Consider the following 17508-nt stretch of genomic DNA (forward strand, 5'->3'; position numbering starts at 1 on the left):
GCAGCCAGTACGGGAATCGAACCCGTGTTTCCGCCGTGAGAGGGCGGCGTCTTAACCCCTTGACCAACTGGCCTTATTCTGTTGTTTTATCGGTTTTATTAAGAGCAGCCAGTACGGGAATCGAACCCGTGTTTCCGCCGTGAGAGGGCGGCGTCTTAACCCCTTGACCAACTGGCCTTATCTCTGCTTGTTTAACGCTCCTGCGTCAACCGACTTGCTTAGTATATATCAGGTTTCGATAAAATGCAAGCTTTTTTTGAAAAAATTTTAAAAAAATATTCAAAAGCAATATATATCTATCATAAGTTATATATAATTATGATATGCAAAATATAATTGACGTTCTATAGAAACAATATTATACTAAAGCCAACAAATAACACAGGAGAAACTGATGAAAAATCTGAAACTAAAGTTTACGCGAATGGAAAAAGGACTCTCTCAGATCGAACTGGCAGAAAAGGTCGGCGTTACCAGGCAGACCATTGGAATGATGGAGGCCGGAGATTATAATCCCTCTCTAAAGCTGTGTACAGCCATCTGCCGGGAGCTGGGAAAAACCCTCAATGATCTGTTTTGGGAGGAGATAGAGCAGTGAAGCAAAAACTGGATAAGTGCCAGATACAGGAATCTGCCGGAAAATTTCTCTCCTGTGGAAACCCGCGCTTCTGCCCCGGCAAAGCAGACAACTAAAACCCAAAAAGTCATAAATTGAATAAAAGACAGAGCTTATGCCCTTCTGCAGTTCTTTTCCGGAGTATGCCAATGGAAAAATTCACAGTTGTCATAAGATATCTGTCTTTTTATTTTTTTATATATTCATCAAGCTTCCACAGCAATCAGCCCATATCAATCTTCAGATCCCCGGGCTTAATGATCCCTTTTGCCCGGAACACCTTTCCGATGACCCAGGTAATTACAATTGGAAGCACAAAGCAGATCAGGATCATTCCCACCCACTGGAAAGCCCCTGCTTCGTAGCCTTTCGGCAGGTCTGACCAGCCTGTTATGATTCCAATGGGACCTACAAGTCCGGAAGTTCCCATACCGGAAGATATTGCAGGTCCGTTATTCCTCATCTGGAACACACAGGTAGAAAGAGCGCCTGTGATGGCAGCAGTAATGGTAGGCGGAATCCACAGCACAGATTTTTTCATCAGATTCGGCACCTGAAGCATAGAGGTTCCAAGTCCCTGCGCCACAAATCCGCCGATTCCGTTATCCGGAAAGCTTAATACCGCATACCCCAGCATATGGGCGCAGCATCCTGCTGTTGCCGCTCCGCCTGCCAAAGAAAGTCCGTTCCAGATTTCCATTGTCACAGTACCGTCAGCAAGTCCGGCAAGTACCGCACTGCCTCCCAGACCGATTGCTGCACAGATTGCCGCCGAACTTATGGGAAGAGTCAGAACCGCACCCACCACAGCGGAAACCACTACACCCATCAGAAGCGGCTGAAGATTTGTGGCCCATCCGATAAATACGCCCAATGCATCACAGACGGATTTAAACATAGGCGCAAAAATAATTGCAAGGGCGCCGCCTGTAATAATAGTTACTGCCGGGGTCACAATAATATCAATTTTTGTTTCTTTGGATACCAGCTTTCCCACTTCACAGGCAATGATGCCGATAAAAAACACTGCCAGAGGTCCTCCGGAACCGCCCAGCGCATTACAGGCAGCTCCCACGGCCGCCAGCGAATACAACACAAGAGGCGGCGCCATAAGCGCGTGTCCGATAGCAAGAGCCATGACCGGTCCTGTTACTGAGGTAGCGTAACCTCCTATCTCCAGAAGCCTTTGTGAAATCACACTTCCCGGAGCTACATTCTGCCCTATGGTATTAATGATCGTCCCGATAAGAAGTGATGCAAACAGCCCAAGCGCCATAGCGCTCATGGCGTCAATCCCATATCTTCTGAATGATATGATTACATTCTTTCTTTCAAGAAAAGTTTTCTTTGTATCTTTCATTACTTTCTGTCTCCCTTTCGTCCCCCCGGACTACACTCCAGATTCTTTATTCCTCCTTAAAGTCCTCTAAAGGCTCAGCCGGAATAAACACTCTGGAATTTTCTTTCTGCTCTTTTTTCTTTTTTCCCGCCAGCTCCTGTGCTTCACGACAGAATTCCATCTGAGAATTTACAGGCTGTTTTCCTCTTCTGTCCTGTTTTTCATAGGTTCCGTCAGACTGAAGAATATGAGCCTTTACATTGTCTTTTAATTCCAGCTCCAGCACATGCATGATCTGCGCCTTGATCTTTTCATCCTCTATTGGAAAAACAATCTCTACACGGCGGTCCAGATTTCTCGGCATCCAGTCTGCGCTTCCCATATAAAACTCTTCCATACCTCCGTTATAAAAATAAAAAATACGGCTGTGTTCCAGAAAATCGCCTACAATAGAACGCACATGAATATTTTCACTGACTCCCGGGATTCCTGTCTTCAGGCAGCAGATTCCACGGATCACCAGGTCTATCTGAACCCCACAGGATGAGGCGTAATAAAGTGCCTTCATGATCACAGGGTCACAAAGGGAATTCATCTTTGCAATGATATGACCGGCAATTCCTTTTTTTGCATTTTCCGCCTCCCGTTCGATCATTTCCAGGAAACGTGTTTTCATCCAGATAGGAGCAACGATCAGACGATTCCAGCGTTTTGGCTCAGAATATCCGGAAAGCATATTAAACACTGCAGTGGCATCCTCTCCGTAACGCTCGTCACAGGTAAAAATGCCGCAGTCCGTGTAAAGCTTTGCCGTAGAATCATTATAATTTCCTGTAGCCAGATGCACATAACGACGGATCCCTGTCTCCTCTCTTCTTACAACAAGAGTGATCTTACTGTGCGTCTTTAACCCCACCAGACCATAAATCACGTGGCAGCCTGCCTTTTCCAGCATTTTCGCCCACACAATATTATTTTCTTCATCAAACCGTGCCTTCAGCTCTACCAAAACCGTTACCTGCTTGCCGTTTTCTGCTGCCTGAGCCAACGCCGCAATAATAGGTGAGTTTCCGCTGACACGGTAAAGCGTCTGCTTGATTGCAAGAACTCCCGGATCTTTTGCGGCCTGCCGTACAAAATTCACCACAGGGTCAAAGCTCATGTATGGATGATGAAGAAATACATCCCCCTCCCGGATTACCTCAAAAATATTTTTGTCTGTCTGGAACTGAGGAACCGGAGCAGGAACATACTTGCCGGATTTATACTTTTCAAATCCTTCCAGACCATAAACCTTCATAAGCACTGTAAGATCCAGCGGTCCTGCTATACTGAAAATATCCTCGTTTCTGATGTCAAACTCTGTTTTCAGGATCTTAAGAAGACGCTTATCCATTTTTTCCTCTGCTTCCAGACGGATCACCTCGCCCCACTGGCGTTTTTTCAACTGTTTCTGAATCTCAACCAGAAGATCTTCCGCCTCGTCTTCATCAATAGAAAGGTCTGCATTTCTCATGATCCTGTATGGGTGCGCACATACTACATCATTGCTGAGAAACAGCTTTCCGATGTTTCTCTCAATAATCTCTTCCAGAAGGATCACCGTTCTGACTCCCTGTTTTCCGGAAGGAATCTCAATAACTCTCGGCAGTACAGACGGAACCTGAACTGTGGCAAATTCCAGAACCTCTTTTCCTTTCTTTTTGTCTTTTTTGGAAATCAGAGCGCCGATATTCAATGTTTTATTGCGGATCAGCGGAAACGGCCTGGAAGAATCCATTGCCATTGGCGTAAGCACCGGATACACATTGTCTTCAAAGTAACGGTCTGTAAATTCTTTCTGTTCTTCTGTCAGATCCTCATGGGCAGGAACCAGATGAAGTCCGGCTTTTTCAAGAGCAGGCATCACGGAACGGGTAAACGTACTGTACTGCACACGCACCAGCTCATGGGTCTGTTCACTGATCTCCCGCAGCTGCTCCTTTGGAGTCAGGCCTGCAATATCCGTTTTTTCATATCCTGCATGAACCTGATCCTTTAAGGAGGCTACACGGACCATAAAAAACTCGTCAAGATTTGAGGATGTAATACTCAGAAATTTCAGTCTTTCAAAAAGAGGCAGCGTCCTGTCCCTTGCCTCGCTTAGCACACGTTCGTTAAATTTCAGCCAGCTCAATTCTCTGTTTACATAATATTCCGGTTTTTCAAACTTTTTTGTATCCATTCTGCAATATCCTCCCTGAATTCTGTATCAGATTTTCCGCTCCTTTTTACACTCTTCTTTTCCTTCTCAGGATCAGATGAATGCCAAACACTTCTTCAAAAAATTCCACCTTGTCTTTCAGAAGCCCCAGCTCAAGAGAAATATCACGGCTGGAATCAATGATCAGATGAAGCTCCCTGTCCTTCAGCACTGCTCTGAGCCCTTCCACTTTCTGATAATGACTTCTGTCCATGGCATTGGCAAGACGGAGAATGGCAGTCAGCTTTGCCACCAGAAGATAGCGGTTTCGATCCATTCCTGCTCCGTCGTCAAAATTTTCGTAGTACACAAATTCTGTGGTGTTATACCGCACAGCGCTTGCGATCACCTGACGTTCCTCTGTAGAAAGCCCTATAATCTCTGTTGCCATGATAATACGATACGAACATTCTGCCACATCTGCCATACTTATGTATTTTCCGCAGTCGTGAAGCTGAACAGCAATCTGAAGAAGAAGCCGTTCTCTTGCTCCCATTCCATGGACTTTTTTCATACTGTCAAAAATAGTCAGCGCCAGATCTGTTGTTCCCTGGATATGACTTTTACTGCTGGAATATCTTTTGGCAATATTTCTGGACGCAACCAGAATATCATTTTCAAAATTATGGGCGCTCTTTATATATTTTTTCTTTTCGCAGAAATCATACGCAATTCCATCCAAAAGCGATACACCCGGAACCCACACTGCTTCCGCCTGAAATATCTCCAGAAAACTTTTGCAGATAACCATGGTAGGCACTACAAGAGAAGCATACTCAGGATCTATATCCATTTCCGCCGCAAGCATCTGATCTGTTTTATAAACGGTATCTTCATAGCGGGCAGTAAATTCCGGCATTGTGATAATATGATCGTAGATCTCCTCCCGGAAGATCGTGTCGGTAAGAAAATCTCCCATCAGGATCACATTTTTAATATCTCTGTCCTTCAGATAAAGTCTCTGAAAGGCTGTCAGATCATTCCGTATAAACTCCCTGATCAGCTGATCGTAATGCGTATGGGATTTCTCCAGATCTTTCAGCCGTTCACGGATACGCATACTCCCCATTTTAAGACTCTGGGTAGTTACCAAAGCATCTTTGTCAAAAAGAGAAACCTGAAGACTTCCACCGCCAACATCAAGGATCGCCGTTCCCTTCTGGATCATTTTTTTAAATCCGGATTCTATGGCTGCAATCGACTTATACCCCAGAAAATGCTGCTCTGCGTTACTTAATATTTCCACACGGATCCCAGTTCTCTGATAAATCTGTTCCAGAATGATCACAGGATTTACCATTTCACGGAAAGCGCTTGTGGCGCAGGCACGGTAATCTGTTACACCAAATTCCATCATCATATTTCTGAAATCCTTCAGTCTTTCGCAAATGGCATCCACCATTCCCTGTTCCAGACGCCCGGAGGAATATGCACCTTTTCCAATCTCCAGACGATATCTTACATGATTCAGCTCACGAAATCCGTTTTTTCTGGAAAGTTCAAAAATCTTCATACAGACTTCATAAGATCCAATATCAACTGCTGCAAAAGTTGTTACTGTCATAAGACACTCTCCTTTCCTGAAAGATGGTCGATAAACTGCTGGGCTGTCCGGCCTGTCAATCCTCCGTGTGAAAGCTCCCACTGCCCTGCCTCAAGAAGCAGTTTTTCCTCCGGCATTTTGATGCCGTTTCTCTCTGCCAGCACTTTTACAATATTCTGGAATTCCTTTCTTCCCGGAGCCCCAAAATAAATACGCACTCCAAAACGATATACAAGAGACAGCTTCTCCTGAACCGTGTCCGAGGAATGAAGATCATCCTCATCATTCAATTCCAGCTTGTCCCCGGAGCGTTCCCGAACCAGATGCCGCCGGTTGCTCGTAGCATAGATCAGAATATTATCCGGTTTCCTCTCCAGGCCTCCCTCGATCACCGCCTTCAGATATTTATATTCAATTTCAAATTCCTCAAAAGAAAGGTCGTCCATATAGATGATGAATTTATAATTCCGATCCTTGATCTGAGCGATCACCTGATTCAGATCCTGAAACTGATGCTTGTAAACCTCAATGATCCTTAACCCCTCATCATAATACCGGTTCAGAATACCTTTTATGCTGGAAGACTTTCCGGTCCCCGCATCGCCAAATAAAAGACAGTTGTTGGCTTTTCTCCCTCGTACAAATGCCTCTGTATTTTCAATCAGCTTCTGCTTTGGAATTTCATAGCCCACCAGATCCTCCAGATCCACATGGGCAATCCTTTTTATGGGAGCGATCACCACTTTTCCTTTCTCATCATGCTCAATGCGAAAAGCTTTGTGAAGTCCCAGTTTACCAACTCCGAAATCTTTATAGAACCGGACCATGTTCTCCATAAACTCTCTGCTGTTTTCCGCCTGAGCCAGAACTCTGCTCATATCACAGATCCGGTCTCTGACACGCCTGTTAAACATTTTGCCGGTGTTCTCTGATACCTGATAGCTGCAAAGGATCCTGCTGCATGATGTGTGAAACAGATTGTCAAAAACCGTAAGGTCAAAAGTATACAGTTTTCTGAATATCTCAAAATCATGAAGAGCAAGCTCCTGAATACTTCCCCCTGCAGCGCCTCGGATCTCGCAGGCTGTGCTGAATGCATTCTCATGATTTACCAGAAGAAGCGTCAGATAGTCATGCCAGAGATTTCCGGAAAAGCCATAGGCTCCGGCAATCTCCACCAGGCCTCCAACACAACGGAAAAATACCGGTTTCAGGTTTTCCGGCTCTCCATTCCCATCAGCCGCCGCATCCATAAGCTCTGCCATTTCCTCCAAAATCTCACTGTGTTCCATATCCCTGTATAGAACACACTCCTGTATTTCTGACATTCAGGCTTCCTCCTGTAATCCATAATTTCCAAGAACTCTTACCCGATTTGCTTCCGCTTCAAGTCCTCTGATGGCATTTTTTACTGCAGGATCTTCCAGATTTCCCTGAAAATCCACAAAAAAGCGATATTCCCAGGTTTTTCCCGGAATGGGTCGGGATTCGATCTTTGACATATTCAGACCGTTATAAATAATATGAGAAAGCATATTATAAAGTGTTCCCCGCTCATGAGGAAGCTCAAAGCAGACACTGACTTTCCGGGAATTTTTTTCATACACAGCTCTGTTGCTGACAATAATAAATCTTGTTACATTCTGTTCATTATGGCAGATATTTTCTGCAAGAAGATCAAGTCCAAACAACCGTCCTGCCTCTCTGCTTGCAATGGCGGCACAGGAGGAATCCTGATTCTCACTGACTCTTTTTGCGGAAGCCGCTGTATTTTCTGTCTTTACTGCCTCCCACCCGGGATGTTCCTCCAAAAACTTTCTGCACTGGGCCAGAGCCTGAGGATGGGAATAAACAGTCCTGATATTTTCAAGGGAGCTTCCCGGAAGTCCAAGAAGCACATGATCCACTCGTATCACCTGCTCTCCCACAATATGAAGCTGATACTCTGCAAGAAGATCGTAAATATCTGTCACAATACCCTGAGTAGAATTTTCAATAGGAAGCACCGCATAATCTGCTCTGCCTGCCACAACCTCCTCCATTGCATTGCGGAAGGTTTCCGCATGATAGCTGCTGATCTCCTCGGGAAAATATGCTCTCATGGCCGCATAACTATATGCGCCCTCCACCCCCTGAAACACAACTGTAACATTTTTAAGAGGCAGAGTATCTACCATTTCATAATCTCTTACCTCATCCGTTCCATTTGAAGTAAGAAGCTGATACTGGCGTTTACGACTGATGGCCATAATCTGCTGGAACACTTCCTGGATTCCCAGAGAATTAAATTCTCCGTGAGCCTGCCCGCCTAATGATTTCAGTTTTTCTCTTTCCCGTGCCGCATCAAACACCGGCTTCCCGGTACGGATCTTATAATTTGCAACATCCTCACTGACTTTCATTCGTTTTTCAAAAAGTCCGAGGATCTCTCTGTCTATCTCATCTATCTGTCTTCTGCATTCCTGCAAATCTGTCATCTGTCTTCCTCCCTGGCAAAACAGCTACTGTTCACGAATTTTACAGCAACTGGGTCAAAATGCATTCCGGCTCACCTTTGGTGATGGCATTTTGCCTTGTATATCCCGGTTCTATTTCCGGAACTTTTACAGTAAGTGTAGCATCTGCGTATTGTTTTTTCAAGACCAGGGTATGCTATAAGAAAGTTAAATTTATGTAAAAAATAACCGAGAAAGGATCACTGTTATGAAACGAAATTTTGTGCTCTGCGGCTCTCTGGGCTGGTGTCTGGAAGTATTCTGGACAGGTCTTCACTCCCTTCTGAATGGACATCCCACCATGATGGGCCAAACCTCACTTCTGATGTTCCCCATATACGGCTGCGCTGCAGTGATTAGTCCTCTTTACCACAGACTGGCATCCATCCCCATAGTTATCCGCGGCTGCCTTTATACGGTTGGTATTTTTATTACAGAATTCCTGACCGGCAGCATTTTGAAACACTTCGGGATCTGTCCCTGGGACTACAGTCATACCCCTTTTCATTATAAAGGAGTGATACGTCTGGACTATGCACCGGTATGGTTTGTCACAGGTCTTCTTTTTGAGAAAATACTTTCAAAATTGTCTTGAAAAAACAGTTTTTCTATTATATCATTGAAGATGATAATTTCAGAAATAACAGTTCTGAATCTGAATCCAATTAGGGAGGTAACAAATGAGACATTTAATGAGCCCGTTGGACTTTTCTGTGGAAGAACTTGACAAGCTTCTTACCCTGGCCAACGACATTGAAAAGAACCCGGAAAAATATGCCCATGTCTGTGACGGAAAAAAACTTGCCACTTTGTTTTATGAGCCAAGTACCCGTACCCGTTTAAGTTTTGAGGCTGCCATGATGAATCTGGGCGGCAAGGTGCTGGGATTTTCCTCAGCTGACTCAAGCTCTGCCGCAAAAGGCGAAAGCGTTGCAGATACCATCCGTGTCACATCCTGTTATGCAGATATCTGTGCCATGCGTCATCCTAAAGAGGGCGCTCCTCTGGTAGCTTCCATGGCTTCTTCTATTCCTGTTATCAACGCCGGAGACGGCGGTCATCAGCATCCTACTCAGACACTTACTGATCTTCTTACTATCCGTTCTCTGAAAGGAAGACTGGATAACCTTACCATCGGTCTGTGCGGGGATTTGAAATTCGGCCGTACTGTACATTCTCTGATCGAAGCCCTTGTACGCTACAATAACGTAAAATTTGTGCTGATCTCTCCGGAAGAACTCCGTGTTCCAAGTTATATCCGCGAGGATGTACTGACCAAGCACAACATTGAATTTGAAGAGGTAGAAAGACTTGAGGATGCACTTCCTCAGCTTGACATCCTTTACATGACACGTGTTCAGAAAGAACGTTTCTTCAATGAAGAAGATTATGTCCGCATGAAGGATTTCTACATACTGGATGAACAAAAAATGGAGCTTGCCAAAGAAGATATGTATATCCTGCATCCGCTTCCCCGTGTAAACGAAATTGCCGTAGAAGTCGACTCTGATCCGAGAGCCGCTTACTTTAAACAGGCGCAATACGGTGTTTATGTGCGTATGGCCCTGATTCTTACATTACTGGAGGTGGATGTATCATGTTAAATGTTGGAGCACTTCGTGAAGGTTATGTACTGGATCATATCAAAGCAGGTAAGGCTATGACGATCTATCATGACCTGAATCTTGACAAACTGGACTGTACCGTGGCGATCATCAAAAATGCCCGCAGCAACAAAATGGGAGTAAAAGATATCATTAAGGTAGAATGCCCAATTGAAAAGCTGGATCTTGATATTCTTGGATTTATCGACCACAATATTACCGTCAACATCATCAAGGATGAACGGATCGTGGAGAAAAAAGAGCTTCGCCTCCCTAAAAAGGTTACAAATGTAATCCGCTGCAAAAATCCCCGCTGCATCACTTCTATTGAGCAGGGACTGGATCATGTGTTCTTCCTGGCTGACGAAGAAAAAGAAATTTACAGATGTATGTACTGTGAAGAAAAATACAGAGGCAAACGCAATAAATAAAAATTACTGAAACAAAATAAGAAACGAATGAAAATCAACCTTTTATGGCTCTGATCAGACATCCGTTTCTTTTTATTTACAGAATTTCTATTTTATATGCACAAGCAGACCGATAAGCCGGGTTATGTCATTGGGTGATCATCTGTCTAGGCCGTTCGTTACCGGACGGCTCAAGCGACCCACCTGAAAGCACGACGGGCAGCCGTATCGCTTTCTTTTCGGTCTTGCTTCAAATGGAGTTTACATGTGCCCGTTCTGTTACCACAACGGCGGTAGTCTCTTACACTGCCTTTCCACCCTTACCCTCCCTGAGGAAGGCGGTTTATTTCTGTTGCACTGGTCTGGGAGTCACCTCCACCGGACGTTATCCGGCATCCTGCCCTGTGAAGCCCGGACTTTCCTCGTCTGCACCCTTTCGTCTGTGCAGCCGCGATCACCTGGCCTGCTTGCGCAAAAGCTATTTTAACACGGTTTCTCCAAGATGTAAAGAAGGATTTCTATTTCTCCCGAACCTTCAGAAACCTCTTTTCCCTGCAGCTTTAAATTATTTCTTCTGTTCTTTCATAGTTACATAAGTATTATAATCTACAAAAGTCAAATTCACTTCCCTCGGAATGTCATAATACATTTTATACTTATAAATCCACGATCTATTGTCGTTTGCAATATTGTCCCCATAACAATATGTACTTTCTGAGGGATTATATGGAAGAATAATCGAATCAGCATTTTCTTCCAAACACTTCTCAATTTCTGCTTTCCTGATATCTGCCACTCTCCAGGACATAAACTGACTTGCCACAAGCATAAAAAGTGTTCCTATCACAAAACAATTTGGCATTAATTTCATAAATCTTTTTATTTTCCGGGAAATCTTTATATCTGCCAATTTTAGCAAACACAACCTCAGCAACATACATATGAGCAATACCCAGAAAACATAATTCTGAAAGAAGCATCTGTCGGTTAACGGATCTGCAACAATCAGAGGTGAAACCATAAAAATCTGCGAACCGGCAGCAAACAGTAAAAGTCTCTTTTCCGTATATTCTATATTAAGCATCATAAACATCGGTGTACAAGGGGTACAAACAAGATAAAATAGAAATGAGGGGCGATAGAGCGGAAATGTCAGATTTTCCACTCTATCTGAACACGGTCGCTGGTGGCCTTGATCGTAGAGATCAAACCATCGGCGGCTTTTCTTTTGTCGTCAAAATCTATGCTGTCCCAGTTGTCGAGATAATAGGATAACTTCTTTATCTGCTGGGGAGATATGGTTTCAACGCTCAATTCAGCGATTGCCTTTGAAATGGTCTGGCGTCGGGTGTCCAGTTCTTCAATTTTTTTGTTAGCGTAGGCAAGCAAGGTCGCATTGGCTCCGGTCAGCGTATCCAGCAGCTTTTCAATTTCTGCCTCCACCTGTGCCAGCTCCACTTGATAGGCGGTCAGTTTCGGATTGACTTTTTCCTCTCTGCCGTGGAGTATCTGAAAGTCTTTGAATTTCTCCTGCATGGCCGAGAAAATGAATTGCTCAAATTCTTCTTTGCGGATTTTCCCGCAGCCCGGACAGCCTTTGTTTTCCGTCCGTTTGGTACAGCGGAAATATCCGGTGCTGTTTGGTACATGGGTGGCTTTCAGAGCATACCCACAATGACCGCATTTGATTTTTCCGGCCAGCCAAGTATTTTTCGGTTTCCGTCCCTGCTGGAAGGTGGTATTTGCCATAAGTTTTTTCCGGCATTTCAGCCATGTGTCAGAGGAAATGAGTGCTTCGTGGGGAGCAATAACAAGTATCTGGTCTTTTAAGCACCTGTCCTTGTCCTCCTTCACATCCCGCCCCTGATAGAGATAGCAGCCGTTTGTTCCGGCAAAGTCGGAAGCGTCATTGACAATCGCTGCGCCCTGGCTCTTAAAAAATTCGTACAACTCCAAATCGGCCTGTGCGTAAACGGGGTTTCTTAAAAGCTGGGAAAGAAAACTCCGAACCATTGACTTCTCGTAAATCTTGATACCTTGTTCCTCGAAGTATCGGGTAATATCTCCGAAGGAGGTTTCCGGTTCAGCGTACATTTCAAACATCAGCCGAACATGGTCGGCGGCTACGGGGTCGGCAACCATTTTCTTTGTGCGGATACCCTCTACCACAGTAGGCTCTAACTGATAACCGTATGGTGCCTGTCCGCTCATGTGAAAGCCTTTCAGGCACCGTGAATAGTAGGCGTCTGTGACACGCTTCTGAATTGTCTCACGTTCAAGCTGGGCGAATACAATGCAGATATTCAGCATGGCCCGGCCCATCGGGGTCGAAGTATCAAACTTTTCCGTGGAGGATACAAACTCCACATCGTACTCTTGAAACAGCTCCATCATCGTTGCAAAGTCCAGAATAGAGCGGCTTATACGGTCCAGCTTGTACACGATGACCCGCCGAACCTTTCCCTTGCGGATCTCGCCCAGCAGCTTTTGAAACTCCGGCCTGTCCGTATTCTTACCGGAATAGCCTTTGTCCTTGAATACCCGGCAGCTCCCACCTTTCAATTCATACTTGCAAAAGTCGATCTGACTTTCAATGCTGATACTGTCCTTGCGGTCTACTGACTGTCTTGCGTAAATACAATCTTCTCTGATAAATTCCATATTGGGCTCCTTTCCTTGTTGGAATGGAGCTACCAACCTTACAACTATATTATACCATCAGCAGCCCCGGACAACAATGTTGCGAATGATTAGGGAAATCTGTCCCCATATTTGCTGAACACCTCGTAAAGACAACGCTCAATTTCTTTTTTGCGCTGTTCTTTCTCCTTCGGGGGAAGTACCGGCGTGAGGCTTTCCAGCACAATGATCTTCCCTTGAAATGCGACAGACTTTGTTTCTCGTTCATAAGTGACAGCTTGCGTCATTGAAAACCTCCTTTGCGAAAGTGCGTGTATATACCAGCCTTTCCCACTTGTCCCGTGGGGAAATGTCAAAAGACGGCACCCAGCAGGTGCCGCCCTTTGAGCTTTCTCCACTTCGGGTCAATGTGACCCGAGGTCAGTAAGGACTGGAAAGGTACTTTTCTTTGGCGTCCTCCACGCTGTTGAGGTCGAATACTTCATAAAGCTGCCCCACAACACGCCGTATATCCTTCTTTGAAAATCCGCAGTCCTCCATTGCCATAATGACATAACCACGGCAGGCGTCATTGCTCCATTCGTCCGGTTCCAAGCCGGGGATCATTCCAAACGCATTTCCCATAAAGTGCTCCTTTTTTGAAAAGATGGGGAGCCACGCCGGATCGGTTGGCCTATCATCAGACAGCATTGCCGGGGGCTCCCCATAGGTTTTCACTTCATTTCAGACACACCGGACGGGCATAGGCTTCATGCCCCATAGTATTTCAACTCTCCCCATTCTGATGGCAAGGCGTTCTCATTGCCTGCGACGGCTCACGGCTTGCAAGGCCGCTTCAACGCTCGGACTGTGACTAAACGCAAGTATCCGGGTTCTGCGCCTGTTCCGGTGGAGCCAGCCTTGCCCCACCTATGGCATGGACCTGTTCGCTCGCTCAGTTTTACAAAGACTGTATTCTTTGAAATCCGAGGTCATGGCGGGTCTGTCACACAGCGCGTTTCCCTTCGTATCCGGGTGTCTTTTTATTCAATTTTCAATCTGCATGAGGCTTGTCTGAACCTCGGGCCATTGTGACCCGAAGTGTTTTGCCTCTCATAAGCCATTTCATTTTCCGGCCTAAATCGGTACGCCTTACAAAGAATTTTTCAAAATTTTTTCTAAGTGCCGCAGACCTCGCTCGATTGCGACACGAACCACTTTTTCATGGACGCCCTCTGCCCGGGCAATATCCTGTTTGGTCATGCCGAGAATGAAATGAGCGTAAATCCGTTTTGCCTGTTTGTCCGGCAGACTGGCAATCGCCGCATGAAGCTCCTGCATGGTCACTTTCCGCTCATACAGTTCATGGGGAGATAAGGCGACAAAGACAGCTTCATGCTCCAGCCCGTCATCCCGATCAAGGGAATAGTAGGCTTTGTGGCGGTATGTACGCAGCCGGTAGGCAGCCTCTTTACGATCAAACTCTTTGAACATTTCTGCAACTTCTTCCGATACTTCCATGAAGCAATCCGATGTATAGAATGGGTAATAGTCCCGCAAATTGATAATAGCCATATTGACCTCCGTTTCGGTTGTTGGTTGATGAGTGACCGAAACGAAGGCGGCGGAGAGCGGCACCGGGGAATGACTTCGGGCCAACATGACCCGAAGTAGCCCCATAAGAACACAAAAGCGCCCGGGCGGCATGAAGCCACACGGACGCATGAAATGACATGAAAGTTAAGGTTCCAACAAATTTCGCATACATAGCCGGAATAACCCGGAGGCGGGGCTATGCTTTTTTTAACTGATGTAGGTCATGGGCACTGTGAAAAAAGGCAAAAATGGACACGGCGGCAATCCTCCTATATGCCGCCGTGGATTTACACGGTGTTAGGTCGTCGTTGGTTTAGGATAGACGAAAAGAAACGGCGGCTTTGATTTTTCAAAACCGCCGTAAGGATATAGAGGTGTCATAAAAGCACAAGAAATTGTCTGCCCGTCAGCGGTTTTTTTCTTTCCTCCGCTGTGGAGGCAGATGTTTCTTATTGATTTACCACAAGCATAAACTACAAATGTTACACAAATGTCCGAGGCACCTTTGATTTCGACAAAAAAACAGGCTGAATTGTTACAATGCTCGGACATTTCAAAAAATATTTGAGAAATAGCAGAACCGGCAGGGTAGCATACGCCCCCCGCCGATCCCATACAGTTGCTATTCCGTTCTCAATCGTTCCACCAAAGTATCTTTCTCAATGGATCGGCTAACCCCATAGCTAATGCAAATCTGCAATCCGACGAGTAAAATGGAGAATAAAAGAACCGGGAATATATTAAACTCAAAAAGGATAAATTTCAGAGCTAATACCTTATTGGCTAAATAGCATAGCAAAGCACCTACTGTAACGCCAAAAAAGATTGCCAATATTGCAGACTTTACACTAATGCTCATTCCCTCTCGGTAAAGCATTTTTCTTAGTTGTTGATTTGTCATTCCAACTGCCTGCAAAAGCGCAAATTCCCGTTTACGGACAATAGCGCTGCTGATTAGCATATTCACCATATTTAATAGCCCGAAAAGAATTACAAATGCAGATATACCGTACAGGCTGCTTGTGGTTGCCTTTATGAATCCTCTAATTGTAGAAAATTCTTCATTGTAAATTTTGAGCCTCAAATTTGGATTTCCGCTTATAAGCGCCATGATCCCATCTTGAACAGATTCCTTATAATCCGGGTCGCAAAAAACGGATAAATGTGATGTATTATTATAAGGGGAAAGTTCTGCTATTGCTTCGCTGGTACAATAGAACAACCCTGTTGATGGGAAGTAAGCAATCCCGGCAACGGTAAAAGTTTTTTCAATGGTTTGTCCGGCAACATCAAAATGGAATAATAGTGTATCTCCAATTTTCAGATCGCCATAGTTTGTATCACTTCGATCTGTACGGTATTTATTGACAACTATGCCATCCAGACCGACTTCATCATAATTGATTGTACCGTCTACAAGTTCACTTGCATTAGCAACAAGTTCTGGTGATAGACTGTTTACAGTTTCTAAATTGTCCTCTGGCGAATCGTAGACAACTTTTGATTCTACTAAGCGGCCCACGACACATCCATCCAATACAATCTTTTCTACGCCGGGAATTTTATATATTTGTGCCTGCAAATCCTCTGATAGAGGATTATCTTGAATGATAGTCGGAAAACGCTCATAAAAGTTATCCATCTGTATGCCAATCTGGAAATCCTCGTCTAATGGATAGCTTTGTCGCAACATAGCCGGAAGATTGATGGAAGAAATAAGGATAGCTAATGCAATCATCAAGGTTCCACTAATGCTCAATGAGATAATTGACATACGGTTTTTTTTCTGATTCATTTTCAGATTGCTTTGTGCCAAAGTGTTTGGCGTAATCCGCTTCAATGTTTTGTGTCCTTGGCCGGATTTTTCCCCTTGAAATTTCATTGCTTCAATAGGGGAAGTTTTGGCAAGAAGTTTCGCCGGCTTTCTTAAAGCGAACTTGATAACAGCAAAAATCAAGACACCTGACAATAAAACAATCGCCATGTCATATAAAAGCCATTGCACCCCGGAGAGAATAACTACAATCAAAATAGAAATCAATGCTCCCAAAGGGATAAACCGCAATGCCAGTAAATTCCCCTGCATTTTCAAAAAGTAACGCAACTGTTTTTTCGTCGTCCCTAATGAAATAAACTGGGCATACATAGGCATCGAATTGACAATGGAAATATAAAAAATACTGTAAATTACAAAGCTGCTAGCGAACATAATGAATATTGCAAAAAAGATAATACCGACCGCCACAGCACCATCAATATAGATTCCATCAATATATCTGTCATTTAATATGATGTCAAAATCTTCAATACCTTCGGCTTCGCCCTTACCTTTCAAAAAATCTTTTTGAGCGTCAGGACTCATATCGGCTTTTTCCGAATTAAGTGAAACTAATACATCAACCGTCGTAGCGGTTTGTGTGCTGTAAGTTAAAGAAAGCTCGCTGTACTGTTGTGCGTACTCTGTGCGGAAACGATCAGAGGTCAGAATATAAAACTGTTTTCCTTTTTCCTGTGTTTTGTTTTGGATAATGCCGCAAACAGTAAAGGTGTTTTCTTTCAATTCATTTGTCAAGGTGTCTACATATTCAAAGGAAAATGTATCACCTAATACCAATTTGTGAATAGACAGATAAGTTTCAGATACAAGTACCTCTGTATTGCTTTGCGGTAGGTTTCCATCCATCAGTTCAAAGCCCAAAAAGGACATTGCCGAATCATCCATGTATGCCAGATCAGTGCGCCCATCACTGTTCACAATATTACCAAAAGTTTTGTAAACACCAACTGTTTCAAAATCATTATCGGTCTGTAACTTGTTTTTCGTATCTTCGCTCACAGCGCGAAACATAGCATGATAAGGTGCTTGTGTGGATTGTTTCAGTGCGTCATTTACTAAAATCGAAAAGACGGTTGCCATTAGGCAAGTCGCAATTACAATAATAATTGCAGTGATTAAAGTCTTGAGCTTATGTTCCTTTAGGTCAGCTTTCGCCAGCTTCTTTATGATAGTGCTGGTATCATTTTCAAAAGGCCATGTCATAGCC

General features: G+C 44.4%; 16 protein-coding genes, 2 tRNA genes and 1 other RNA gene. 4 read left to right on the forward strand and 15 right to left on the reverse strand.

The window, feature by feature from the left end; all coding sequences use genetic code 11:
• Position 1: 1 nt before the first annotated feature.
• Both LU279_RS12215 and LU279_RS12220 read right to left on the reverse strand, forming a co-directional pair.
• Positions 2–73 (reverse strand) — tRNA-Glu (locus LU279_RS12215).
• 32 nt (positions 74–105) lie between these two features.
• Positions 106–177, reverse strand: a tRNA-Glu gene (locus LU279_RS12220).
• Positions 178–394: 217 nt separating this feature from the next.
• On the opposite strand from LU279_RS12220, the gene LU279_RS12225 reads away from it, so the two are divergent.
• A complete protein-coding gene (locus LU279_RS12225; protein ID WP_274422782.1) occupies positions 395–598 on the forward strand; it encodes a helix-turn-helix transcriptional regulator in 204 nt (67 codons plus the stop codon).
• A gap of 241 nt (positions 599–839) precedes the next feature.
• Here the strand turns inward: LU279_RS12225 and LU279_RS12230 are convergent, their stop codons facing one another.
• Genes LU279_RS12230 through pheA form a run of 5 tightly spaced genes read right to left on the reverse strand, consistent with a single transcriptional unit; the run spans position 840 to position 8217 of the window.
• Positions 840–1976: a PTS transporter subunit IIC gene (locus LU279_RS12230; protein WP_274422783.1), complete on the reverse strand. Its 1137-nt coding sequence runs from the start codon at positions 1974–1976 to the stop codon at positions 840–842.
• A 46-nt stretch (positions 1977–2022) separates the two neighbouring features.
• A complete protein-coding gene (locus LU279_RS12235) occupies positions 2023–4179 on the reverse strand; it encodes an RNA degradosome polyphosphate kinase (RefSeq protein WP_274422784.1) in 2157 nt (718 codons plus the stop codon).
• A gap of 46 nt (positions 4180–4225) precedes the next feature.
• Positions 4226–5761: a Ppx/GppA phosphatase family protein gene (locus LU279_RS12240; RefSeq protein ID WP_274422785.1), complete on the reverse strand. Its 1536-nt coding sequence runs from the start codon at positions 5759–5761 to the stop codon at positions 4226–4228.
• Positions 5758–7068, reverse strand: a complete 1311-nt coding sequence (locus LU279_RS12245; RefSeq protein WP_274422786.1) for an ATP-binding protein — start codon at positions 7066–7068, stop codon at positions 5758–5760. Before LU279_RS12245 ends, LU279_RS12240 begins: the two co-directional genes overlap by 4 nt.
• The gene (pheA, locus tag LU279_RS12250; protein WP_274422787.1) at positions 7069–8217 is read right to left on the reverse strand and encodes a prephenate dehydratase; all 1149 of its coding nucleotides are present in this window, start codon (positions 8215–8217) and stop codon (positions 7069–7071) included.
• 226 nt (positions 8218–8443) lie between these two features.
• Here pheA and LU279_RS12255 point away from each other — a divergent pair, with 226 nt between their 5' ends.
• The 3 genes from LU279_RS12255 to LU279_RS12265 all read left to right on the forward strand — a co-directional run bounded on the left by LU279_RS12255 (position 8444) and on the right by LU279_RS12265 (position 10270).
• The gene (locus LU279_RS12255; protein WP_274422788.1) at positions 8444–8830 is read left to right on the forward strand and encodes a putative ABC transporter permease; all 387 of its coding nucleotides are present in this window, start codon (positions 8444–8446) and stop codon (positions 8828–8830) included.
• Between the two features lie 85 nt (positions 8831–8915).
• Positions 8916–9839 (forward strand): aspartate carbamoyltransferase, encoded by a 924-nt coding sequence (gene pyrB, locus LU279_RS12260; RefSeq protein ID WP_274422789.1) that lies wholly within the window; start codon positions 8916–8918, stop codon positions 9837–9839.
• On the forward strand, positions 9833–10270 hold the full coding sequence (locus tag LU279_RS12265; RefSeq protein ID WP_274422790.1) for an aspartate carbamoyltransferase regulatory subunit: 438 nt from the start codon (positions 9833–9835) through the stop codon (positions 10268–10270). The genes pyrB and LU279_RS12265 overlap by 7 nt, the downstream gene beginning before the upstream one ends.
• Positions 10271–10367: 97 nt before the next feature.
• On the opposite strand, the gene rnpB is transcribed toward LU279_RS12265, so the two are convergent.
• The 8 genes from rnpB to LU279_RS12305 all read right to left on the reverse strand — a co-directional run bounded on the left by rnpB (position 10368) and on the right by LU279_RS12305 (position 17504).
• Positions 10368–10719, reverse strand: an RNA gene (gene rnpB / locus LU279_RS12270) — RNase P RNA component class A.
• Positions 10720–10814: 95 nt separating this feature from the next.
• On the reverse strand, positions 10815–11120 hold the full coding sequence (locus LU279_RS12275) for a hypothetical protein (RefSeq protein WP_274422791.1): 306 nt from the start codon (positions 11118–11120) through the stop codon (positions 10815–10817).
• A gap of 281 nt (positions 11121–11401) precedes the next feature.
• Entirely contained in the window at positions 11402–12910 is a 1509-nt protein-coding gene (locus tag LU279_RS12280) for a recombinase family protein (RefSeq protein WP_271824869.1), read from the reverse strand.
• Positions 12911–12999: 89 nt separating this feature from the next.
• A complete protein-coding gene (locus tag LU279_RS12285; RefSeq protein WP_015553872.1) occupies positions 13000–13176 on the reverse strand; it encodes a hypothetical protein in 177 nt (58 codons plus the stop codon).
• Positions 13177–13309: 133 nt separating this feature from the next.
• A complete protein-coding gene (locus tag LU279_RS12290; RefSeq protein WP_117851693.1) occupies positions 13310–13513 on the reverse strand; it encodes a hypothetical protein in 204 nt (67 codons plus the stop codon).
• A 507-nt stretch (positions 13514–14020) separates the two neighbouring features.
• Positions 14021–14443, reverse strand: a complete 423-nt coding sequence (locus LU279_RS12295) for an RNA polymerase sigma factor (protein WP_015553874.1) — start codon at positions 14441–14443, stop codon at positions 14021–14023.
• 318 nt (positions 14444–14761) lie between these two features.
• Positions 14762–15079 (reverse strand): hypothetical protein, encoded by a 318-nt coding sequence (locus tag LU279_RS12300; RefSeq protein WP_274422792.1) that lies wholly within the window; start codon positions 15077–15079, stop codon positions 14762–14764.
• A 7-nt stretch (positions 15080–15086) separates the two neighbouring features.
• Positions 15087–17504, reverse strand: a complete 2418-nt coding sequence (locus tag LU279_RS12305) for an ABC transporter permease (RefSeq protein ID WP_274422793.1) — start codon at positions 17502–17504, stop codon at positions 15087–15089.
• Positions 17505–17508: the final 4 nt, after the last annotated feature.

The sequence above is a fragment of the Blautia sp. XA-2221 genome (genome assembly GCF_028767025.1).
GTDB lineage: Bacteria > Bacillota > Clostridia > Lachnospirales > Lachnospiraceae > Blautia_A.